Annotated in this window: 16 protein-coding genes and 1 pseudogene; 12 read left to right on the forward strand and 5 right to left on the reverse strand. The window is 55.9% G+C overall.

Features of this window, described 5'->3' with window-relative positions:
* Window positions 1–451: 451 nt before the first annotated feature.
* Window positions 452–778, forward strand: a pseudogene (locus tag DQX05_RS15775) (MBL fold metallo-hydrolase); the annotation flags it as partial.
* A 119-nt stretch (window positions 779–897) separates the two neighbouring features.
* On the opposite strand, the gene DQX05_RS15780 reads toward DQX05_RS15775, so the two are convergent.
* A complete protein-coding gene (locus DQX05_RS15780) occupies window positions 898–1,869 on the reverse strand; it encodes an aldo/keto reductase (RefSeq protein ID WP_119794507.1) in 972 nt (323 codons plus the stop codon).
* A 213-nt stretch (window positions 1,870–2,082) separates the two neighbouring features.
* Between DQX05_RS15780 and DQX05_RS15785 the strand changes: the two genes are divergently transcribed.
* A complete protein-coding gene (locus DQX05_RS15785) occupies window positions 2,083–2,940 on the forward strand; it encodes an SDR family oxidoreductase (RefSeq protein ID WP_119794508.1) in 858 nt (285 codons plus the stop codon).
* Between the two features lie 234 nt (window positions 2,941–3,174).
* A complete protein-coding gene (locus DQX05_RS15790; protein WP_119794509.1) occupies window positions 3,175–3,885 on the forward strand; it encodes a DUF1232 domain-containing protein in 711 nt (236 codons plus the stop codon).
* A gap of 88 nt (window positions 3,886–3,973) precedes the next feature.
* Here DQX05_RS15790 and DQX05_RS15795 read toward each other — a convergent pair whose 3' ends face one another.
* From DQX05_RS15795 to DQX05_RS15805, 3 genes are read right to left on the reverse strand one after another with little or no spacing between them, the layout of a single operon-like run.
* On the reverse strand, window positions 3,974–5,383 hold the full coding sequence (locus DQX05_RS15795) for a nucleoside recognition domain-containing protein (protein WP_119794510.1): 1,410 nt from the start codon (window positions 5,381–5,383) through the stop codon (window positions 3,974–3,976).
* Window positions 5,361–6,092, reverse strand: coding sequence for a FeoB small GTPase domain-containing protein (locus DQX05_RS15800; RefSeq protein ID WP_119794511.1), 732 nt, complete (start codon window positions 6,090–6,092; stop codon window positions 5,361–5,363). Before DQX05_RS15800 ends, DQX05_RS15795 begins: the two co-directional genes overlap by 23 nt.
* Window positions 6,089–6,343 (reverse strand): FeoA family protein, encoded by a 255-nt coding sequence (locus DQX05_RS15805; protein WP_087441251.1) that lies wholly within the window; start codon window positions 6,341–6,343, stop codon window positions 6,089–6,091. The genes DQX05_RS15800 and DQX05_RS15805 overlap by 4 nt, the downstream gene beginning before the upstream one ends.
* Before the next feature lie 387 nt (window positions 6,344–6,730).
* On the opposite strand from DQX05_RS15805, the gene DQX05_RS15810 reads away from it, so the two are divergent.
* From DQX05_RS15810 to DQX05_RS15850, 9 genes are all read left to right on the forward strand, one after another.
* Window positions 6,731–7,531 (forward strand): GNAT family N-acetyltransferase, encoded by an 801-nt coding sequence (locus DQX05_RS15810; protein WP_119794512.1) that lies wholly within the window; start codon window positions 6,731–6,733, stop codon window positions 7,529–7,531.
* Window positions 7,532–7,699: 168 nt separating this feature from the next.
* Window positions 7,700–8,419, forward strand: a complete 720-nt coding sequence (locus tag DQX05_RS15815) for a DsbA family protein (protein ID WP_119794513.1) — start codon at window positions 7,700–7,702, stop codon at window positions 8,417–8,419.
* 226 nt (window positions 8,420–8,645) lie between these two features.
* The gene (locus DQX05_RS15820; RefSeq protein WP_119794514.1) at window positions 8,646–9,779 is read left to right on the forward strand and encodes an FtsW/RodA/SpoVE family cell cycle protein; all 1,134 of its coding nucleotides are present in this window, start codon (window positions 8,646–8,648) and stop codon (window positions 9,777–9,779) included.
* A 681-nt stretch (window positions 9,780–10,460) separates the two neighbouring features.
* Window positions 10,461–11,693 (forward strand): GTP-binding protein, encoded by a 1,233-nt coding sequence (locus DQX05_RS15825; RefSeq protein WP_119794515.1) that lies wholly within the window; start codon window positions 10,461–10,463, stop codon window positions 11,691–11,693.
* A gap of 225 nt (window positions 11,694–11,918) precedes the next feature.
* Window positions 11,919–13,163, forward strand: a complete 1,245-nt coding sequence (locus DQX05_RS15830) for a glycosyltransferase family 4 protein (RefSeq protein WP_119794516.1) — start codon at window positions 11,919–11,921, stop codon at window positions 13,161–13,163.
* A 36-nt stretch (window positions 13,164–13,199) separates the two neighbouring features.
* Entirely contained in the window at window positions 13,200–13,784 is a 585-nt protein-coding gene (locus DQX05_RS15835; protein ID WP_119794517.1) for a hypothetical protein, read from the forward strand.
* Window positions 13,785–13,801: 17 nt separating this feature from the next.
* Window positions 13,802–14,512, forward strand: coding sequence for a PIG-L deacetylase family protein (locus tag DQX05_RS15840; RefSeq protein WP_119794518.1), 711 nt, complete (start codon window positions 13,802–13,804; stop codon window positions 14,510–14,512).
* 158 nt (window positions 14,513–14,670) lie between these two features.
* A complete protein-coding gene (pepF, locus tag DQX05_RS15845) occupies window positions 14,671–16,470 on the forward strand; it encodes an oligoendopeptidase F (RefSeq protein ID WP_119794519.1) in 1,800 nt (599 codons plus the stop codon).
* A gap of 225 nt (window positions 16,471–16,695) precedes the next feature.
* Window positions 16,696–17,775 carry a lactonase family protein gene (locus tag DQX05_RS15850; protein WP_119794520.1) on the forward strand — a complete coding sequence of 360 codons (1,080 nt, stop codon included), beginning with the start codon at window positions 16,696–16,698 and terminating at the stop codon, window positions 17,773–17,775.
* Between the two features lie 56 nt (window positions 17,776–17,831).
* Here the strand turns inward: DQX05_RS15850 and DQX05_RS15855 are convergent, their stop codons facing one another.
* Complete coding sequence (locus DQX05_RS15855; RefSeq protein WP_119794521.1) at window positions 17,832–18,485, reverse strand: peptidylprolyl isomerase; 654 nt, start codon at window positions 18,483–18,485, stop codon at window positions 17,832–17,834.
* Window positions 18,486–18,986: the final 501 nt, after the last annotated feature.

The following is an 18,986-nucleotide window of genomic DNA, read 5'->3' on the forward strand; positions in this document are numbered from 1 at the left end:
TCCCTGATGAAGGAAAATTGTGGCCTCAGCCTCCTTTCTTGCGGGTGGTATTCAATAATTGATGAGTGTCTATGATGTCGAACGCATAAATCAAGTTTACATATATTTCATATTGAGGGTAAGGGTACTATTAACTATATTCCAATTCTATTCTATGACGGAAAATGTTGAAAGATTACTAAATTTGTAAAACAAATAGAATGAGCTGGTAGTGATGGTGGGTCTTTAGGCCTGTTTCGGGAATGGAATAGAACGAGAGGGAGGAAAAATAAAGGGTTCTACCGGTTCTGAAGCGGCTGCTAAGAACGAAAGCCGGTAAATAAGCTTCACAAAAGAAGCGCCGAGCAAGTCGGATGGCTCCGCCGAACCGCTTGGGGGCCTGCGAATCATACGCACATTCATAGGAGAGAGGGATTATGAATGGCTTGGCAGGACAGGATATAAAAAAACTGTGACACCGTCAAACGCGTTCTATCTGAACGAGGTGATCCAGCTTGGAGACCGGGTCCATCCGCTACCCGATGATGGCCGCGTTCCACATCTGCCGGATTGGCGGATGATTCCTACGTCGGGGCATACTCCCGGGCATATTTCCTTTTACTGGGAAATGAATTGGGCGTTGATTGCGGGGGATGCCTTCCTCATCGTCAAGCAGGAATCCGCTCTCAATGTGATAGGGCAAGCCAACGAAATTCATGGTCCGCTGGCCTACTTCACTCCCGATTGGGAGGAGGCGTGGCGCTTGGTAGGGCGGCTGGAGAAGTTGCAGCCGCAGGTGGCCGTGACCGGGTACGGCTTGCCAATGGAAGTGGAGGAGCTGGCGCACCCAGCCATGAGGAAAAGGGCGATCCTGCAAGCCATATCGCGGCCTGCCGGATCGCCCTTCTTATATGAGTATTACGGCAGCGCTCTGCCTCTGGAGCTTACGTACAGGGTGTACCACTCTTCACGTGTCAGAGTGATGTTCACCGCTTCGCCGCAGGCCCGGATTCGCTCTGGATTGGCCGTGCCGATAACCGGCTGGATTCCGGCCGGATGGCGCATCAGCCAGGCGAGGATGATCGCTTCCGGCGTCGTGCCCTTCTCATTGGCCATCGCCTGCACGAGCTCGGCCGTCTCGTTGATCGAAGCCGGCTGATCGGAGAGACCCCGGCCCGAGAAGACGCCTTGCGCAAGCGGGCCCCAAGCTTGAATTTGAATATTTTCCAGACGGCAGTACTCCATCGTGCCTTCCGGGAATATATCTTCCTTGGCGGCATTTTGGTTCACATGAACGCCTTCATCGAGCCAACCGATTTTGGCTAGACTCATCTCCAACTGATTGACAATGAACGGCTCCTTGCTGTATGCCTGAAGCAGCCGTATTTGGCCAGCGCTCATGTTAGAGACGCCGAAGGCCCGCACTTTCCCAGCAGACTTCAATGCCGATATCGCTTCAGCGACCTCTTCCGGCTCCATCAATGGATCCGGACGGTGGAAAAGCAGAATGTCGAGATATTCGACACCCAATCGCCGCAAGCTTCCGTCCACGCTCTGCAAAATATGCTCCTTCGAAAAATCATACCGTCCCGGGATGCCATTGTCAGCGAAGCGGATGCCGCATTTGGATTGCAGCACGATGTGCTCTCTCAATTCCGGCCGTTCCTTCAGCACTTGGCCGAATACTTGCTCCGCCTTGCCTCTCGTATAAATATCGGCATGGTCGAACATATTGATGCCCGCCTCCAGGGCGGCTTCGACCGCCTCGTGCGCCGCCGCGAGATGCTGCTCCGTTATCGGCTCGTCATTCCAGCCTCCTCCGAGACCCATGCATCCGAGCACAAGCCGGCTTGCCGCGAGTCCGCGTTGTTGAATCGGGATCTTATTCATGTTGAATCACTCCATGGATGTAGAATGCGAAGCTTGTCTCGTCCAGTGTACTACAGGCGCACGCGCATATCCAGATGTTAAGGGGAACGGAAGACAGAGATCCGCTCTTCGCCTGACTATCCGCGAGCCGTGTCCGGAAGGAAAGTGTAAGCCCGTAGCCGAATATACCGGGAGGCATGGAAAGAAGCAGCCAGCACAAAAGGAGGGAACGAGATGAAGGAACGGGTGATGATCGTAACCGGAGCGAACTCGGGCATGGGGTTGGCAACCAGCGTGGGGTTAGCCAAGCAGGGAATCTATGTTATCATGCTGTGCAGGAATGAAGTACGGGGGAGGCGGGCGCTAGAGGAAGCGGTTCGCCGCAGCGGATCGGATCGCATCGGGCTTATGCTCTGCGATCTGGGATCACTGCGCAGTATTCGCGCATGCGCGGCAACGTTCCTATCCAACTATACGGCGCTGGACGGGCTGATTAACAACGCAGGGGTCGTCTCGGTTCGCCGCCAGACGACAAGCGACGGCTTCGAGCAGAATATCGGGGTCAACCATCTCGGGCATTTTCTGTTGACGAATCTTCTGATGGAAGCCTTGCAGCGCGCGTCGCAGGGACGGATTATCAATGTGTCGTCCGGCGCTCACAAGATAGGGCGCATTCATTTCGATGACCTGCATCTGACGAGAGGCTATAATGCAATCACTGCCTACGCGCAGTCGAAGCTGGCCAATATATTGTTCACGACTGCGCTTGCCCGCCGGCTGCAGGGCACGCAGGTTACAGCCAATAGCCTTCATCCCGGGGCCGTCGCAACCAATATCGGTGTTGATCGCAGCACCGGATTCGGTACACGCATAATGGCCGTGCTGCGCCCGTTCTTCCTGACGCCGGAAGAAGGGGCGGCCACCGCCATATACTTGGCGACCAGCCCGGACGTAGCCGCGTTGTCGGGCGCTTATTTCTACCGGCAGCGTCAGGTGCCGGCGTCTCGCCGCGCGCAGGATGCGGAGCTGGCGGAACGGCTGTGGGCGGTCAGTGCGGCGGAGGTTGGATGGAATATCGCGAAGGAACGCTAGAACAACACGTTGGCGGCAATCCGGATCAGAATGAGACCGCTGCTCAATGTGCTGAATTGGCTGGGGGGATTTACGGAAAAACGCCTTCGGCCTGCAATGCAGGAAGTGATTCGGTACAGATTACGGATTTATTGAGGAATTATGCGTGTCCCCAACATATAGTGTTGAGAGATCATCAAATAGCGTTGTGCCTTCCTGGCAACAATGCTCTCGCAATAGGAAGGAGGGGATAGGATGAATCAGACGGATAACGTATCGCAATTCGGCCATCAGTTGAAATCATTGCTCAAGGAGCGCTCCCTATCGATGCGCAAATTAAGCGAGCAGACGGGAATTGATACGGCGACCATCTCCCGGATGGCTAACGGGAAGCAGGCGGTCAAGCCGGAATATATTCGCCGCATCGCGTCCGTTCTCGCCGTTCCGGCTGAGCGTCTGTACCGGGCGGCAGGCTATTCCGTCGGGGCGGAGCCGGACGGAAGGACGGATATGCATGCCTCGGTCGATGCGATTCAACAAGTGCTTGGGCATTCGAAGCTCTATGAGCCGGAGTTCAGCACCGAACGGGTGCGGCAGGAATTGATGAAATGCGAGCGGTATGCCCGCACTGAGGAAGGTAAGCGACTGATTCATCAAGATTTCGAGGAAAAAGTGAGCAAGGTGAGCGGAGAAGGCCCGTTCATTGAGCAACTGCGCGACATGTATGTATGCTTTTGTGATCCCATGGTATCGCAGGAAGAAAAAGCGGTGCTCGGCAGCGCTCTGCTTTATTTCATCCTGTCTGTCGATATTATCCCGGACTATGTATTTCCGATTGGTTATCTTGATGACGCGATTGCGGTCAATATGGCGCTCGAACGGTTGCGCGGCATGGCCGGCACCGTACAAGCGCAGAGGAATGCCGGCAGCAGCGATCCGGCCGCCGAATTGCCGGATGGCGATTAGGCCGACGGGGAGAAGCGAGATGTCCCGCACACGAAGGCAGCACGAGCCAAATGCACCAGCTCGTGCTGCCAACAGGCGTGTTCTCTTGTTATACCCAGCCGAACGCCCTTGCCAATTGAGCCGTTGTAAAGGTGACGGCAATCGCGATGGCGAGGGGGATGAGAGCGGACAGTACGGTCCACTTCACGCTCTTCGTCTCTTTGTAAATATTGAACAGCGTCGTGCCGCATGGATAATGGAGCAGAGAGAACAGCATCATATTCAACGCCGTCAGCCAGGTCCAGCCATGGTTCAGGAAGATGTCCTTTATATTGTCCATGCCGTCTGCATCGACCAACGCGCCGGTGGACAAGTATCCCATCAGCAGAATCGGAAGCACGATCTCATTCGCAGGAAGGCCGAGAATGAAGGCCATCAGGATGAAGCCGTCCAGTCCGATCGCATGGGCGAACGGCTGGAAAAAGCTCGCCATATGATTGAGCACGCTGTCCCCGCCGACAAAAATATTGCCCAAAATCCAGGTGATGATTCCGGCAGGCGCAGCCACGATGATGGCACGTGTCAGCACATTGAGCGACTTATCTCGCGATGCGAGCAGAACTGTCTTCGCGAACTGCGGCTTCCGGTACGGAGGCAGCTCCAACGTATAATGGGTCGGCACCCCGCGCAGGGCGGTCTTGGACAAGACCCACGATACGGTAAACGTGACGGCGATACCGATCATGACCATGCCCATGACGACCGAGGCCGTAACGAGCGTCTGCATGCCGGAACCGAGTCCCGCCGACACCATGAAGAGGGAGGACAGCAGAATCAGGGTTGGCCAGCGCCCGTTGCAGGGCACGAAGTTGTTCGTCAAGATGGCAAGCATCCGCTCACGCGGCGATTCGATAATGCGGGTAGACAAAATAGCTGCGGCATTACAGCCGAAGCCCATCGACATCGTCAGCGCCTGCTTGCCATGCCCGCCCGATTTCTTGAACAGGCGGTCCATGTTGAAGGCGACACGCGGCAAGTAGCCGAAGTTCTCCAGCAGGGCGAAGACCGGGAAAAAGATGGCCATCGGCGGCAGCATGACGCTGACGACCCAGGCCGTTCCGCGGAAGAAACCGAGAATGAGTACGCCATGCAGCCATGCCGGCGCATGAAGCGCTTCGAAGCCGGCGGTCAAGTAGCCCTCGATCGTATTGAACAAGTCAAAGAGCAAGGCGGAAGGCACGTTCGCTCCCGCAATCGTAATCCAGAAGACAGCGCCCAGTATCGCCAGCATAATCGGGAATCCCCAAATCGGGGAGGTGACGATTTTGTCGAGCCGGTACGTGCTCTCCAGCTTCTTCTTATCTTCGTATCGGACCGCTTCGCGGCAAATGCTGTGCGTCGTCTTATAAATATCCCCGACGATATCGTCCCGGACTTCGCTGCCGTTCGTCAGGCTCTTGGCCACCGTCAAAAGCGAATCAAGTGAGTCGGGGGAATTAGTGGCAAGCGGTGTAGCCATATTGTACCGTCTCCTTCACTGCTACCGTCTGGTCTTCCTTCATCCGCTTCTTCATTGTCTGAAGCAGCTTCTCGTCATTATCCAGCAGCCGCAATGCGATCCACCGGGCCGGATAACGATCGCCAAGCTGCTCGCGTATCGCTGGCTCCAGTTCGGCAATCTTGCGTTCGATAGGATCGCTGTATTGAATCTGCAGCGGCTGAGGCACGAGCTTGCCTGAGGCGACCTGCTCGACCTTGTCGAGCAGTTGGGGAATGCCAATCCGGCTGCGCGCCGAGATGGCGACGACAGGCACGCCCAGCCTGCGGGAGATCGCATCGATATCGATGCGGACGCCAAGACGCTTCGCCTCGTCAATCAGGTTGATGCAGAGGACGACGCGGTTCGTCATCTCGATCACCTGCAGGGCCAGATTCAAGTTCCGCTCCAGCGAGGTCGCGTCGAGCACGACGACCGTCACGTCCGGATTGTCAAATATAATATAGTCCCGGGCGACTTCCTCATCGGCCGAATTCGAATAGAGGGAATAGGTGCCCGGAAGATCGATGATGCGGAACGGCGTGCCGTGATGCTCAAATTCTCCTTCCGCCATCATGACGGTCTTGCCTGCCCAGTTCCCGGTATGCTGACGCATCCCTGTCAATGTGTTGAACAAAGTGCTCTTGCCTGTATTTGGATTACCGGCGAGGGCAATTCGATATCCGCTCATTCATCCTCACCTCCAATAATCTCCCCGTATATGCGTGTGCTCTCTTCTCTGCGAAGCGCGATGGTCGTATTGTTCACGCGGAACGCGACCGGATCCCCGAGCGGGCTGCGCTGCAGCACCTCGACCGTATTGCCCGGCACAAACCCGAGATCGAGAAGCCGCCGGCGCAGCACTCCTTCCACTTCGATGCGGGAGAGACGCAGTCGGCTGCCCGTATCCGCTTGTGCCAAAGCTCTCTCTGTAGTTGACATCTATGATGTTCCTCCTCCCAATGTCCGAACCTCACGAGCAGGGCGGCAACCACATTTCCAACGGTTCCCCCGCTCTTGTTATTATTAGTATAGGACAAAAGTATTGTGGTGCCAACAATTATTTTCATTAGGGCAACATTTTTAGGGGAGGGGAATTGTTGGTATAAGTACATGTTTGCGAAGCCCATTGGTTCAGCGGAAATCGACACATTTTCTCACTCTAGGATAGGCCCTGGAAGAGAGGACTTTGGAAAGCCGCCTGAGCTCTGGCGAGCGGAGAGCGGCCGTGTCGTCCCGTTGACATTGACGCAGGGGCAAGTACTATACTAGGAGTGCCTGCCCAAGGCAGTATGCTGGAATTGATAACGTGAAAAAAGGGGGATCGCCTTGCTGCGAAGTCTTACAACGAGCGAATTGGATGCCTTGCTGGGGCATGTCAGCAAGGATGAGCATTTTTTGTATTTTACCTATTTGACCACACGGCGTTCCCGTTCAGTTCACTATGGTCATTTTTCGGAGGAAGGCGAGCTGTTGGGCGTGCTGGCCTATTTGCGCGGAATGCCGTTCCATGCGTTCTCGGTGCTGCCGCTCAGCGACAGGTTCGCCATGGAGCCGCTAGTGAAGCGGATTCAGGCGGATGCAATGCTCCCGTCAGGAGCGGAAGGAAGCTTCATTTTGAGCGAAGAAGTGAGGCGGCGATTGGAACCGCAATTGCATTCGAATATCCATTACCGGCCGCTGATGACGATGATGCACCCGGATCCAAGATCGCTGCCCACGGCTAACGGACAGGTCGTCCCGCTGAAGCCGGAGCACAAGGAGAGCATTGTCGGGCGGATGCGGGAGTTTCAATCGATTGCCTTCACGGAGGAGGAGCTCCAATATCCATGCGTCGGCATCTTCGAAGACAATGAACTGGTGGCGGTCGGCGGCTACCATGTGTACAGCGCGGAGGCGGCGGAATTGGGGAATATCGGTACCATCGCCTCGCGGCGGGGACGGGGTTATGGCGCGAAAATAACGGCGGAGTTGGCCCGGACGGCTGCCCGGCTGACCTCATACGTTCTGCTGGAAGTGTTCAATGATAACGAGCCTGCTATCCGCCTCTATCGCTCCCTTGGCTTCGAGCAGGTGAATCAGCTCTATATGACGAGCTTCCGCTTGCCTGTCTTGGCGGAACGTGCTTGACGGACCGCGAATACATCGTCTGGCATGGCGGCAGCGGCCGGAACCGCAGACGATATGATCTAATGCATTGAGGACAGACGGACAATGGGATATAATGGCGTCGGCTCGGCCTGGCTCGCCCCGGCCGTGACCGGTGATTCTTTTCCGATCAAAAGGAGATGAGGCCCATTGCAGAACAAATCCTCAATGAACAAGGGAGTCCTGGCGGCTGGCGCCGTGGTGCTTGTGCTGCTGCTCATATGGCTGGCGGCAAGTCTGGCCGGGACGTCCGTCCGCGAGGAAGGACAGCCGTCCGCATCGTCAGCTTCCCCGGCGGTTCCGGAAGAGGAACTGAATTATGATCGCCAGCCCGTGATGGGAGATCGGAATGCTCCGATCCGCATCGTTGAATTCGGAGATTACAAATGCCCGCCATGCAAGCGTTGGACCGAACTCGTGCTGTCGCGGCTGGATGAGGAATTTATCGCAGACGGTACCGCTGCCTTCTATTATATCCATTATCCGTTTCTGGCACCGGATTCGGAGCTGGCAGCTGTCGCGGGAGAGATACTGTACCATATGGACGAATCCGCGTTCTGGACATTCCACAAGCGGATTAATGAGCTTCAGGGCGAAAAGAGCGAGGCTTGGGCTAACGAATCGTTCCTTACCCGTCTCGTAGAGCGGGATATTCCGTCTGTCGATGCCGAACAGTTCCGAGCCGAGCTGAAGGCACTGAAGCATCTCGATACGGTAAAGGCCGATATGGAGATTGCCCGCAAGTTCAAGATTAGCGGCACGCCGACGATACTGGTGAACGGGCAAGAGGTCGAGGATATTTCTTACGAGGGGATGCGGGAAGCGATCTTGTCGGAGTTGAGCCGGCAACAAGCTCAGGAAGCCAAATAGAGACACGGGACACAGCGGGTTTGCCTGGAGGCGGCCCGTTTTTTATATGAAAATACCGGAATTATCCGGCGCAGCCGGCACTCCGTGCCCGCGGTTGACAACGGCAGGGGGATGGGGTAGTATTCACGTGAGTCAAGATCTTCCTGTTCCCGCGCCCTTCGGCAAGCTGAAGGGTCTGTTTGTCATGCGGGGCAGACGATTCAATACTTAGAAGAGGTACAACGTAATGCTGCGAAAATGGAAGCGAGTCGATCCGCTGCTGCTCTGGCTGGTGCTGTGCTTCATGGCGATTAGCACCATCGTCGTCTATAGCGCAACGGTGAATACGAAATATGAAGGTATGCACATGGACAATATCAAGCTGTACGTTGTTCTGTTCATCCCGCTGCTTGTTACCGCCTGGTTCGATTACCGCATCGTCGTCCGTTATTTATCCGTCATCCTGTACGTTATCGGTATCGGATTGCTTCTGCTCGTCATGTTCAAAGGGGTCAATATCAACGGTTCTACGCGCTGGATTGCGATCGGCAGCCAACAATTTCAGCCGTCGGAGTTCATGAAGGTGTTCATTATTTTGCTTTTGGCCCGCTTGCTGGGGCGAAGGGAAGGCGAGACGCTGAGATTGCTTCAGGATATAGTGCCGCTTTGCTTTGTCGTGGCGGTTCCGATGTACCTGATTTACAAGCAGCCGGATCTGGGGACGACCATCGTATTCATATCGATTTTTGTCGCCATGCTGTGGATGGCGAACGCACGCCTGTCCCATATGATCGCCGGTCTATCCGCAGCTTCCGCCGCCGTCGGAACGATTCTGGTGCTGTATTATCACAACCGCGACTTGCTGATTAAGCTAATTAAGCCGCATCAATTTTCCCGCATCGAGGCATTCCTGGATCCGGCGAGCAACCTGGATGGAGGATGGCATGTCATGAATTCGATCCGGGCTATCGGGTCGGGCAGTTTTTCAGGAGACGGATTTCTGAAAGGGTTTTTCGTTCATAACGGTTATATTCCGTACAGCTATTCGGATTCGATCTTTGTCGTCATCGGGGAAGAGTTCGGGTTTCTTGGCTCCGCCTGCCTGATCCTGCTGTATTTCGCGCTAATTTATCGCATGGTGCTCATTGCGGGTAGCTGCAAAGATTTGGAAGGCGCCTATCTTATTATCGGCATTATTGCGATGTTCACCTTGCAAATATTCGAAAACATCGCGATGCATATCGGGCTGATGCCGCTTACGGGCTTATCGCTGCCGTTCATCAGCTACGGCGGAAGCTCGCTGCTCACCAATATGATATCGATCGGGCTCGTGATGAGTGTCAAAATTCACCAGGAGGAGCCGAACATGCTGGAGTTGTGATCGCTCTGCACGGAAGGAAAAGCTGCCGCAAGGCAGTTTTTTTGATCCTCAATCGTACCGTAGTGACTCTTGTCTCTTAAAAATGTATCCCCTAAACAGTATCCCCGAAGAACAGGATCGCCGTATCCCTCTTGTTCCACACAAGAATCCTCGGCTTGGACAGTTAAGTACCTGGCCTGCCTCTTATGTCCAGTATCCCAATAAATCAGGAAAGACAAGCAACAAGCACCCGGCATCGTACAGAGCAAGTTCAATGAGCAACTAACTTCGTGTCTCAACTATGAAGCAGGAGATTGGCATGCGCCCGGGATAGCGCGGGGACGATCCCTGGCTTCTAGCAGGGTCATCGTAAGGTTGGGTTGGGGGAAGTCCTTGACTGAGCGGTAGGGAGACTAAGCGTAACAACATATCACAAGGAGGGAACTTCTGAGCGGATGGGAGAACGATCAAAAGAGCGATAAGAGGGTTAGGAGAGTTAAAAGAGCGCTAAGAGCGTTAAGAGCGTGAAAGGTGCATCCAGCGGTCGGAAACGCAATTGCAAAGAGTGTATAAGAGAGCTCGGCTTGAATAGAATCAAGATCTTCGCCACGCGACTTCTGCTACGGGACGCTTGACAGCAGTGAGATAGGCTTATATTATTAAATCGTAAAAATTACGATTAACGGAGGGTATATACTACGTATGGCAGAACAGACGAAAGTGTCGGGTACAAACCCGGGCGGACAAGTTCCCGTAACGGTATTGAGCGGCTTCCTCGGCGCCGGGAAGACGACGGTATTGAATCATGTGCTTAACAACCGCCAAGGGCTCAGGGTGGCGGTGATTGTCAATGATATGAGCGAGATTAATATTGATGCCGAGCTGGTGAAGTCGGGCTCCAACCTGTCGCGAACCGAGGAAAAGCTGGTGGAGATGTCGAACGGATGCATTTGCTGCACACTGCGCGAAGATCTGCTCCGGGAGGTCGAACGGCTGGCGAAGGAAGGCCGGTATGATTATATTTTGATCGAGTCGACAGGTATCTCCGAGCCCTTGCCCGTAGCGCAGACGCTTACGTATGCGGATGAAGCGCTAGATATCGATCTTCCCTCTCTCGTTCGGTTGGATTGCCTGGTCACCGTCGTCGATGCGAGCCGGTTCTGGCATGATTTCGCGTCAGGGGAATCGCTGCTCGATCGGAAGCAGCAGGCGGGCGAGGAGGATAACCGGGGCGTGGTCGATCTCCTTATCGATCAGATTGAAGGCAGCAACGTACTGCTGTTGAACAAATGCGACTCGGTGGAGGAAGAGGAGCTGAGGAAGCTCGAAGGCGTGCTGCGGAAGCTGCAGCCGGGGGCGCACATCATTCGCACCGTGAACGGTCAGATCGATCCGAAGCAAATTCTGAACACGGGGCTGTTCGATTTCGAGAGCGCCAGCCATACCACCGCCTGGATCGCGGAGCGCGAACTCGAAGACCATACCCCGGAGACTGAGGAGTACGGCATCTCCTCGTTCGTATACCGGCGTCAGCATCCGTTCCATCCGGAACGGCTGTACCGGTTCATGAATGACTGGCCGGAAGAGATCATCCGGGCCAAGGGCATGATCTGGCTGGCCTCGGCATCGGATATCGCCGTAAGCCTGAGCCAGGCCGGACATTCCATTCAGATCGGGCCAGCCGGCTATTGGCTCGCAGCCGCGACGCCGGAAGAGAGGGAGATGATTCTGGAGGAGGAGCCGGACATGAGGCTGCGCTGGCATGCCCAGTGGGGAGACCGGATGAACGAGCTGGTGATAATCGGAATTGGCCTGGATCGTTCCCGGATTGAGCGCGGGCTGGATGAATGTCTGCTGACCGCTGCCGAGATGGATCAGAATTGGTCGGCACTCGTTAACCCGCTAGCTTGGGTTACGGAAGGGCTCGACGCGTAAAGCGGGCGCCTGCCTTGCGAAGCCGAATCATCTGGCCCTGCTCCTCCGCAAATTATCAAGCCGCAGGTGAAATTGATGAGCACCTTGAACGTATTGTCCCATGTCATACATGTCCTTCTTACGCATTAATGAAGCGAGAAAAGTGAAATCAGGGTACCTGTACCTCTCAAGAGATGCCGTTCCGTCATAGTATAAATAGACATTATACCAAAGGGATGGAGAGCGATGAAGATCCTGATCGCGAGCTACTGGGGGATCTCGCATGTAGACGGAATAAATACCTACGTCGAACATTTGAAGACGGGATTGGAACGTCAAGGCCATCAGGCAGATTTTCTGTGCCCAACCCCGGACGGTAGCGGATTCGGCATTTATCCCCACAACAGGGTATTGGAAAAAGAGAAGTTTCTCCCTTTTATCTCCGCGCAGTCCAACCGATACTTCGATGACCATCTGCCCGGGTTGGAACCGTGGATACGGAAAAGTGAAGTGGAGCGGTACGGGTTTGAACTGGCTGCTCTGCTTCTGGATATAAGCGAATATGACATCATTCATGCGCAGGATATCGTAACCGCCTATGCTCTATCGCGCATCAAGCCGCCGGCAATGCCTCTCGTGACGACGATTCACGGCTGCCTTGCCCTGGAGTGGTTCCGCGACCTGAAGGTGATGGGGCTGGATGCGCCCGAGCGGGGCCCTGCGCTTTGGGCTTATTCAGCTCTAATGGAACGGCTGGGCGCATCCTGTGCGCGACTGACGATCACGCCTACCCGCTGGCTGCAGGATCTGATGATCCGGGAGTTCGGGGTCCAACCGGACCGGCTGATCGTCTCCCCAAGCGGAATGGACGTCGAAGCCTTCATCCGCAAGCTGGAAGCACCTACCGACTGGGCTCCGCCTCAAGGGAAGAAGGTAATCATCTGTCCGGCGAGGCTCAATGCCGTCAAGGGACATGTCTTTTTGCTGCAAGCACTGCATTCGTTGAAGGCGATTCGCGAGGATTGGGTCTGCTGGCTTGTGGGAGACGGAGAGGCCGAACCGGAGCTGCGGGACATGACGGCGTCGCTGGGCCTGTCGGAGCAAGTCTTCTTCCTTGGCAGACGTCAGGATGCTGCCGCTCTGATAAGGCAGGCGGATCTGTTTGTCCTTCCCAGCCTCCAGGATAACCACCCCGTCGCGGTTATGGAGGCGCAGATTGCCGGCAAGCTGGTCATCGTATCCAATGCGGGCGGAATTCCGGAGATGGTCCAGCACGGCGCAACGGGCCTTGTATCCCAAGCGGGACGCAGCGAGCAGCTTTTGCACCACCTGCAACTGGGGCTCAACAATGACTCCTTCCGGCTGCAAGTGGGCACGCAGGCGCAGGCATGGGGCAGGGCATATTGGTCGCTGGAGGCGATGACCGGACGGGTCCTCGATATATATCACAGAGCTGCCGGAATGGATGACGAGGCTCCCCATCTCCGGTAATCATGTTCAGATTGATGGATGGAGGTGCCGCATACTATGCCAAAGCTGACAAGCACGATCGGCCGCAAAAGAACAGGAGGGGCCCGTCCGAGGATAACGGCGGGGAAGAAAAGGATGGTGATGCGAGCTGGCGCCAGGCGGAGGCTGCGCCGCCAGTCCCGGCGCACGCCAGGCAATCGCGGCTGGCGGCTGGCCATCGGGGAGCGGCTGAAGCGGAGAGTGCCTCCGCTTCAGCCATTGCGCAGCGGGAGAACCGCCCCGGATTCCGCGACTCAGGAGGAAGCCTTGAATGCATCGCTGCCTCCATCCGCTGAAGAAGCGCCATCACCGCCGCCGGCTTCCGAAGCGGCACATAGCGTCCCGGCCCCGGATTCAGAAGCAGAAGCGATTCCGCATCCACTGTCGTCAGAACCTGTCCAGGCCGAGCCGCAGCCGGCGGATGGCATGCTGTGGAGCCAATTGCTGAGCAAGGTCCCGACGAGCTACTCGCTCCCCGACGAGGTCGTCGCAGAAGCGCTGCAGCATACATTGGCCGCCGGCAAACCCAGCAGGGAAGTCTGGCGAAGGTTGTGGCGCCGCATCCAGCTCCGGTATAATGTTACGTATTCGGATAGAACTTGAACAGGAGCTGAACTGCGTTGACACATACCGTCGGATTTATTTATGCGCATCCGGACGACGAGACGTTCGGATGCGCTTGCCTGATCCGCTCCCTGGCGGATCATGGCGTCTCCGCTGCGCTGCTGACGGCCACGAGCGGAGAGGCGGGGAAGCCAGGCCGGCTTGGCCCGATGACTCGGGACGAGCTGGCAGCCCGGCGGGAGCGGGAGCTGGCTGCGGCCGGCGCGATTATGGGCTTGGCGGACATCGAGCTGTTGCGCTATCCGGACGGACAATTGTCATCCGTCCCGCGCAGCGAGCTTGTCGCGAAGATTGCCGCGTTCCTCAACCGGCACCGTATTGCGGTCGTCGTCACTTTTCCCGAGGACGGAATCAGCGGGCATCCGGATCATGTCGCCATCCATCATGCTGTTAACGAGGCGGTATGGAGCGGGCTCTGCCCGCGTGTACAGAAGCTGTACTACAATATGCCACTGATAGGTCCCGAAGCGGGTTCGGGTTCGGTTATCAGCCTGGAGGCCGCGCCATACTGGGAGATGAAGGCAGCGGCGCTGCGTGCCCACGAATCTCAAATCTTGTCGGTCGAGCGTGTATTCGGCGACTTGCAGGCACTTCCGGCGAATGAACGGATGCGCGGGGAGTCGTTCATGCTCGTATGGGAGCGGGGCGTGCATCGCCCGACAGTTCGGGAGCGTTCGCTGCTGGATGGCTTACATGAAGAAAGTTAGCTTTGGAACGGTATACGACAATGCGCGCTCCTCGGAATCGGCCGGGGAGTGTCTTTCTTTTTTCAAAGGATCGGCTCTATTTGTGTCCGTTTTGTGATACCATCGTATTCAGGATAGAGTGGGTATTCTATTTTATGGCAAAAAGGAGAGTTGATCGCATGCAAGCTAGACCGAAACGTTCTGAAGTGCCGAACGAGAAGACATGGAATCTGAGCGATCTGTTTTCAAGTCAGGAAGCATGGAAGGAAGAATTGATGCAGATTCAAAAGGATGTGGCCGAGGTCACCCGGTATGAAGGAAAGCTGGGCGAGAGCGCAGCCTCGCTGCTCGCCTGTCTCGAGGCGCGGGACGCGCTCGTTGTACGGATGTCCCGGGCCCATACATATGCGCATCTGCAGCAGGCCGGGGACGGCACAGATCCGGACAATCAGGCGAACTCCAGCATCGTGGGCGATATGCTGTCGCAAGTCAATTCGCAATTATCTTTTATCTCGTCCGAGATTTTGGCGCTGCCGGACAGCACGGTGGATCGGTTCCTGGAGGAAGAGACGAAGCTTGCTGTTTTCCGCAAAGGGCTGACCGATCTGCTCGAGACGAAGCCGCATCGCCTGTCCGCGGAGACGGAAGCCGCTTTCGCGTCGTTGGGCGAGCTATTCGGCGCCCCGCACCGCATCTATCTGCGCAGCAAGCTATCGGACATGTCATTCGCTGACGTGGAGTCAGGAGACGGAACGAAGTGGCCGGTATCGTTCGCGCTGTACGAAGGCAAGTATGAAATGTCTCCCGACCATACGCTGCGCCGTGCTGCGTACGCCTCTTTTTCGGAGACGCTCAAAGCCTACCAGCATACGTTCGCCCAGACGTACGCGACAGAAGTGAAGAAGCAGGTGGTCCTGTCCCGCCTGCGCAAATATAACTCCGTTACGGAGATGCTGCTGCAGCCGCAGGAAGTCACGCTTGAGATGTACCATCATATTTTGGACATTATCCAGGAGCAATTGGCACCTCACATGCGGCGCTACGCCAAGCTGAAGCAGCGCGAGCTCGGGCTCGACAAGATGATGTTCTGCGATCTGAAGGCGCCGCTCGATCCGGAGTACAATCCGCATATCTCGATCGAAGAGGCAGGGAAGCTGATTGCCGAATCGCTGGAGGTGCTCGGTCCGGAATACGGCCAGATTATGAGCGATGCGTTAAATAATCGCTGGATTGATTCCGCCGACAATATCGGCAAATCGACCGGCGCGTTCTGTTCGTCGCCGTATGGGGCGCATCCGTATATCCTCATCTCCTGGGCGGACAATATGCGCGGGGCGTTCACGCTGGCGCATGAGCTGGGCCATGCCGGCCACTTCGCGCTTGCCGGCCGCTATCAGCCGTATGCGACATACCGTCCGGCGATGTACTTCATCGAAGCGCCCTCGACGATGAACGAGATGCTGCTGGCCCAGCACATCATGAAGCAATCGTCGGACAACCGGATGAAGAGATGGGTCATTCAGCAACTGCTGAGCACATACTATCATAACTTTGTGACGCATCTGCTCGAAGGGGAGATGCAGCGCCGCGTATATGATCTCGCTTCCGCCAATGAGCCGCTTACCGCGAAGACGCTGTCCGAGCAAAAAGGCGCTGTCCTCGCCAAGTTCTGGGGTGATGCCGTGGAGCTGGATGAGGGCGCCCATCTGACGTGGATGCGTCAACCGCATTACTATATGGGCCTGTATCCATACACGTATTCCGCAGGGTTGACGGTATCCACCGCCGCCGCGCGGATGATCCAGGAGGAAGGCCAGCCGGCCGTCGATCGCTGGCTCCAGGCGCTCAAGGCAGGCGGCACGTTGAAGCCGCTAGACCTTATCAAGATTACCGGCGTCGATATGTCAGGCCCGGCCGCGATCGAGGAAGCCGTCGCCTATGTCGGCACGCTTGTCGATGAACTGGAGAGATTGTCTTAATCGAATCGAGTGATGAACAGAAGCGATGTCTCCCGGCAAGCGGGGGACATCGCTGCTTATTGACAGGGACATACAGAACGCGCCGTTTCATGATGCACTTTCGTCGCCCTAGCTTGCATCCTTGCATCAGGGGAAGAACTTGCTTCGGCTATTGATTTGCCGCCGCGGATAAGTGTACATTAGAACAATGGACAAGTAACAGGATGTGAAAAGGAGGAAGACAACATGGCAGAACGCATGCTTGTTTTTGTCGGTTCCTATGCAGACGGCTCCGGCAGCGGGGTCTATGTGTACGAGTTCGACGAACAGAATGAATCGCTGACATTGACAGATGAAGTATCCGGTCTTCGGAATCCAACCTTTGTGAATCTGGATGCGGAAGGCCGCCGGTTATATTCGATAGTGGAAGGAACCAATGGAGACGGAGGCAAGACAGGGGAAGCGGCCGCTTTTGCCATCGATCCGGCGGCAGGCAAGCTGGAACTGTTGAACCGCTCCTTCACGGTCGATGCGCCGACCTGCCATATTCAGTGCGATTCCGGCAGCAACCATATCGTCGTGGCGAGCTATCATGGCGGACGGATCGCGCTGGTTGCGCTGACAACGGACGGCCGCATCGGCGAACAGCTGGACGTTCAGCAGCATGAAGGGCACGGGCCGAATGCCGAGCGGCAGGAGAAGCCGCATCCGCACTCCGTCTTTTTCAGCCCGGACGAGCGGTATCTGTTCGTGCCGGACTTAGGCATCGATCGAATTCGGGCCTATACGATCGATAAGGAGCGCGGGAAGCTGCACTTCCATGGCGAGACAGCCGCTCAACCGGGAGCAGGTCCGCGCCATATGGCTTTCCATCCGAACGGGAAGCTCGCTTTTGTCATCAATGAGCTGGATTCTTCGATTACGTCTTATCATTATGATGCGGATCAGGGAAAGCTGCATCCGATTGTGACTGTGTCGACGCTTCCTCACGGCTTCAGCGGGGATAATTCGTGTGCGGAGATTGCGGTATCGGAGGACGGAGCCTATCTGTACGGCTCGAACCGCGGTCACGACAGCATCGCCGTCTATGCGATCGACACGGCGGCAGGAGCGTTGACGCTAGTGGAGCATGTGTCTGTCGAAGGGGAGCATCCGCGCCATTTCGCGCTTACACCGGGCGGACGTTACCTGATCGCGGCGAACCGGGATACGAACAATCTGGTTCTGTTCCGGGTGGACAAGGCGACCGGCAAGCTCACCTTTACCGGGAAGACCGTTGAGGCCTCGAAGCCGGTCTGCGTCAAGCCGGCCTATTTTGAGGTATAACCTGACAGATACAGAACCCCCGCCGGAATGTCTTCCAGTGGGGGTTCTTTCGCATTTTATTTACTTTCCGGTTCCTTGATCGTCTCTGGCTCCTTATACTCAACGCCGAACGTCTCTATCGTGATTTTCTTGATCTTCTGATCCTCCGCTGGACGGTCAGACGCATCCCGGTTCACGTTGGCAATCTCATGCACCGTCTCGATTCCGGAAGTCACTTTGCCGAATGCGGCATATTGTCCGTCCAGATGAGGGGCATCCGCATCCATAATGAAGAATTGTGAGCCGGCCGAATCGGGATCCATCGAACGGGCCATCGAGAGAACTCCTTCTGTATGCTTCAGATCGTTGGTTACGCCATTCGATGAGAATTCGCCCTTGATGCTATATCCTGGTCCGCCTATTCCCGTTCCTTGCGGATCGCCGCCCTGGATCATGAAGCCGGGAATGACCCGATGGAAGATGAGTCCGTCATAAAAACCTTTGTTAACTAACGAGATGAAGTTGTTGACGGTGTTCGGAGCGGTGTCCGGATACAATTCCACTTCAATCTTCTTGCCGCTCTCCATCTCAATCGTAACAAGCGGATGCTTGGCGCTGTCTTCGCCGCTCGCGTTTCCGGCTTTGCTGCCGCAGCCCGCGACGACCATCATGGAAATGATGAGCAGGGCCATGAGGGCCAAGCCTGTGCGCTGTCTGTTACTTCGTCTCATGCATTCATTCCTCCTACCTCTTGCTATGAAAATATCTCATACTTTACAGTATGCCATCGAATGGGTGCAAGAGCAAACATAGGCCCGGCAGGCCGGGCGGAACGGAGTGAGGACATTATTTCGTGTCGACTCTTGCTGCGTTAGCGGGTTGCCAAGCTGCAGGCGGGTGGGGAGAGATGGCGAGACTTATTGGGGTTGAAGGGATATTCGGATGAAATCAGATGGAGTTCGTAGATGAACGGCATGTCGCGATAGGGTGGTGGTATTGCGTCCCTTTTGTCCATTCTCCCCTCGACTCAGTTTGCAACGCTTTGGAGAAGGGAAGCAGCAGTCTAATGAGCTCAACCTCGAACGTCCACTGGCAGTCCGACACATATCATTAGTGCCCTGCGCGTCTCTCGCGTAACGCTGACTTAAGGGGATAATGTGTGAAGGTCCGCCCGGTTCATCTGTTGCTGAAGCGATGGGATAGCGAGCAAAAGGGGCATCGGAGTACATCTG

Source organism: Paenibacillus thiaminolyticus, from assembly GCF_003591545.1.
In the GTDB taxonomy this organism is placed as follows: Bacteria; Bacillota; Bacilli; order Paenibacillales; family Paenibacillaceae; genus Paenibacillus_B; species Paenibacillus_B thiaminolyticus_A.

Excerpts from the sequence above, each read along its gene's own strand:
- DQX05_RS15780 (WP_119794507.1), bottom strand. The coding sequence starts at position 1,869 with ATGAATAAGATCCCGATTCAACAACGCGGACTCGCGGCAAGCCGGCTT.
- DQX05_RS15785 (WP_119794508.1), top strand. The coding sequence starts at position 2,083 with ATGAAGGAACGGGTGATGATCGTAACCGGAGCGAACTCGGGCATGGGG.
- DQX05_RS15790 (WP_119794509.1), top strand. The coding sequence starts at position 3,175 with ATGAATCAGACGGATAACGTATCGCAATTCGGCCATCAGTTGAAATCA.
- DQX05_RS15795 (WP_119794510.1), bottom strand. The coding sequence starts at position 5,383 with ATGGCTACACCGCTTGCCACTAATTCCCCCGACTCACTTGATTCGCTT.
- DQX05_RS15800 (WP_119794511.1), bottom strand. The coding sequence starts at position 6,092 with ATGAGCGGATATCGAATTGCCCTCGCCGGTAATCCAAATACAGGCAAG.
- DQX05_RS15805 (WP_087441251.1), bottom strand. The coding sequence starts at position 6,343 with ATGTCAACTACAGAGAGAGCTTTGGCACAAGCGGATACGGGCAGCCGA.
- DQX05_RS15820 (WP_119794514.1), top strand. The coding sequence starts at position 8,646 with ATGCTGCGAAAATGGAAGCGAGTCGATCCGCTGCTGCTCTGGCTGGTG.
- DQX05_RS15825 (WP_119794515.1), top strand. The coding sequence starts at position 10,461 with ATGGCAGAACAGACGAAAGTGTCGGGTACAAACCCGGGCGGACAAGTT.
- DQX05_RS15830 (WP_119794516.1), top strand. The coding sequence starts at position 11,919 with ATGAAGATCCTGATCGCGAGCTACTGGGGGATCTCGCATGTAGACGGA.
- DQX05_RS15835 (WP_119794517.1), top strand. The coding sequence starts at position 13,200 with ATGCCAAAGCTGACAAGCACGATCGGCCGCAAAAGAACAGGAGGGGCC.
- pepF (WP_119794519.1), top strand. The coding sequence starts at position 14,671 with ATGCAAGCTAGACCGAAACGTTCTGAAGTGCCGAACGAGAAGACATGG.
- DQX05_RS15850 (WP_119794520.1), top strand. The coding sequence starts at position 16,696 with ATGGCAGAACGCATGCTTGTTTTTGTCGGTTCCTATGCAGACGGCTCC.
- DQX05_RS15855 (WP_119794521.1), bottom strand. The coding sequence starts at position 18,485 with ATGAGACGAAGTAACAGACAGCGCACAGGCTTGGCCCTCATGGCCCTG.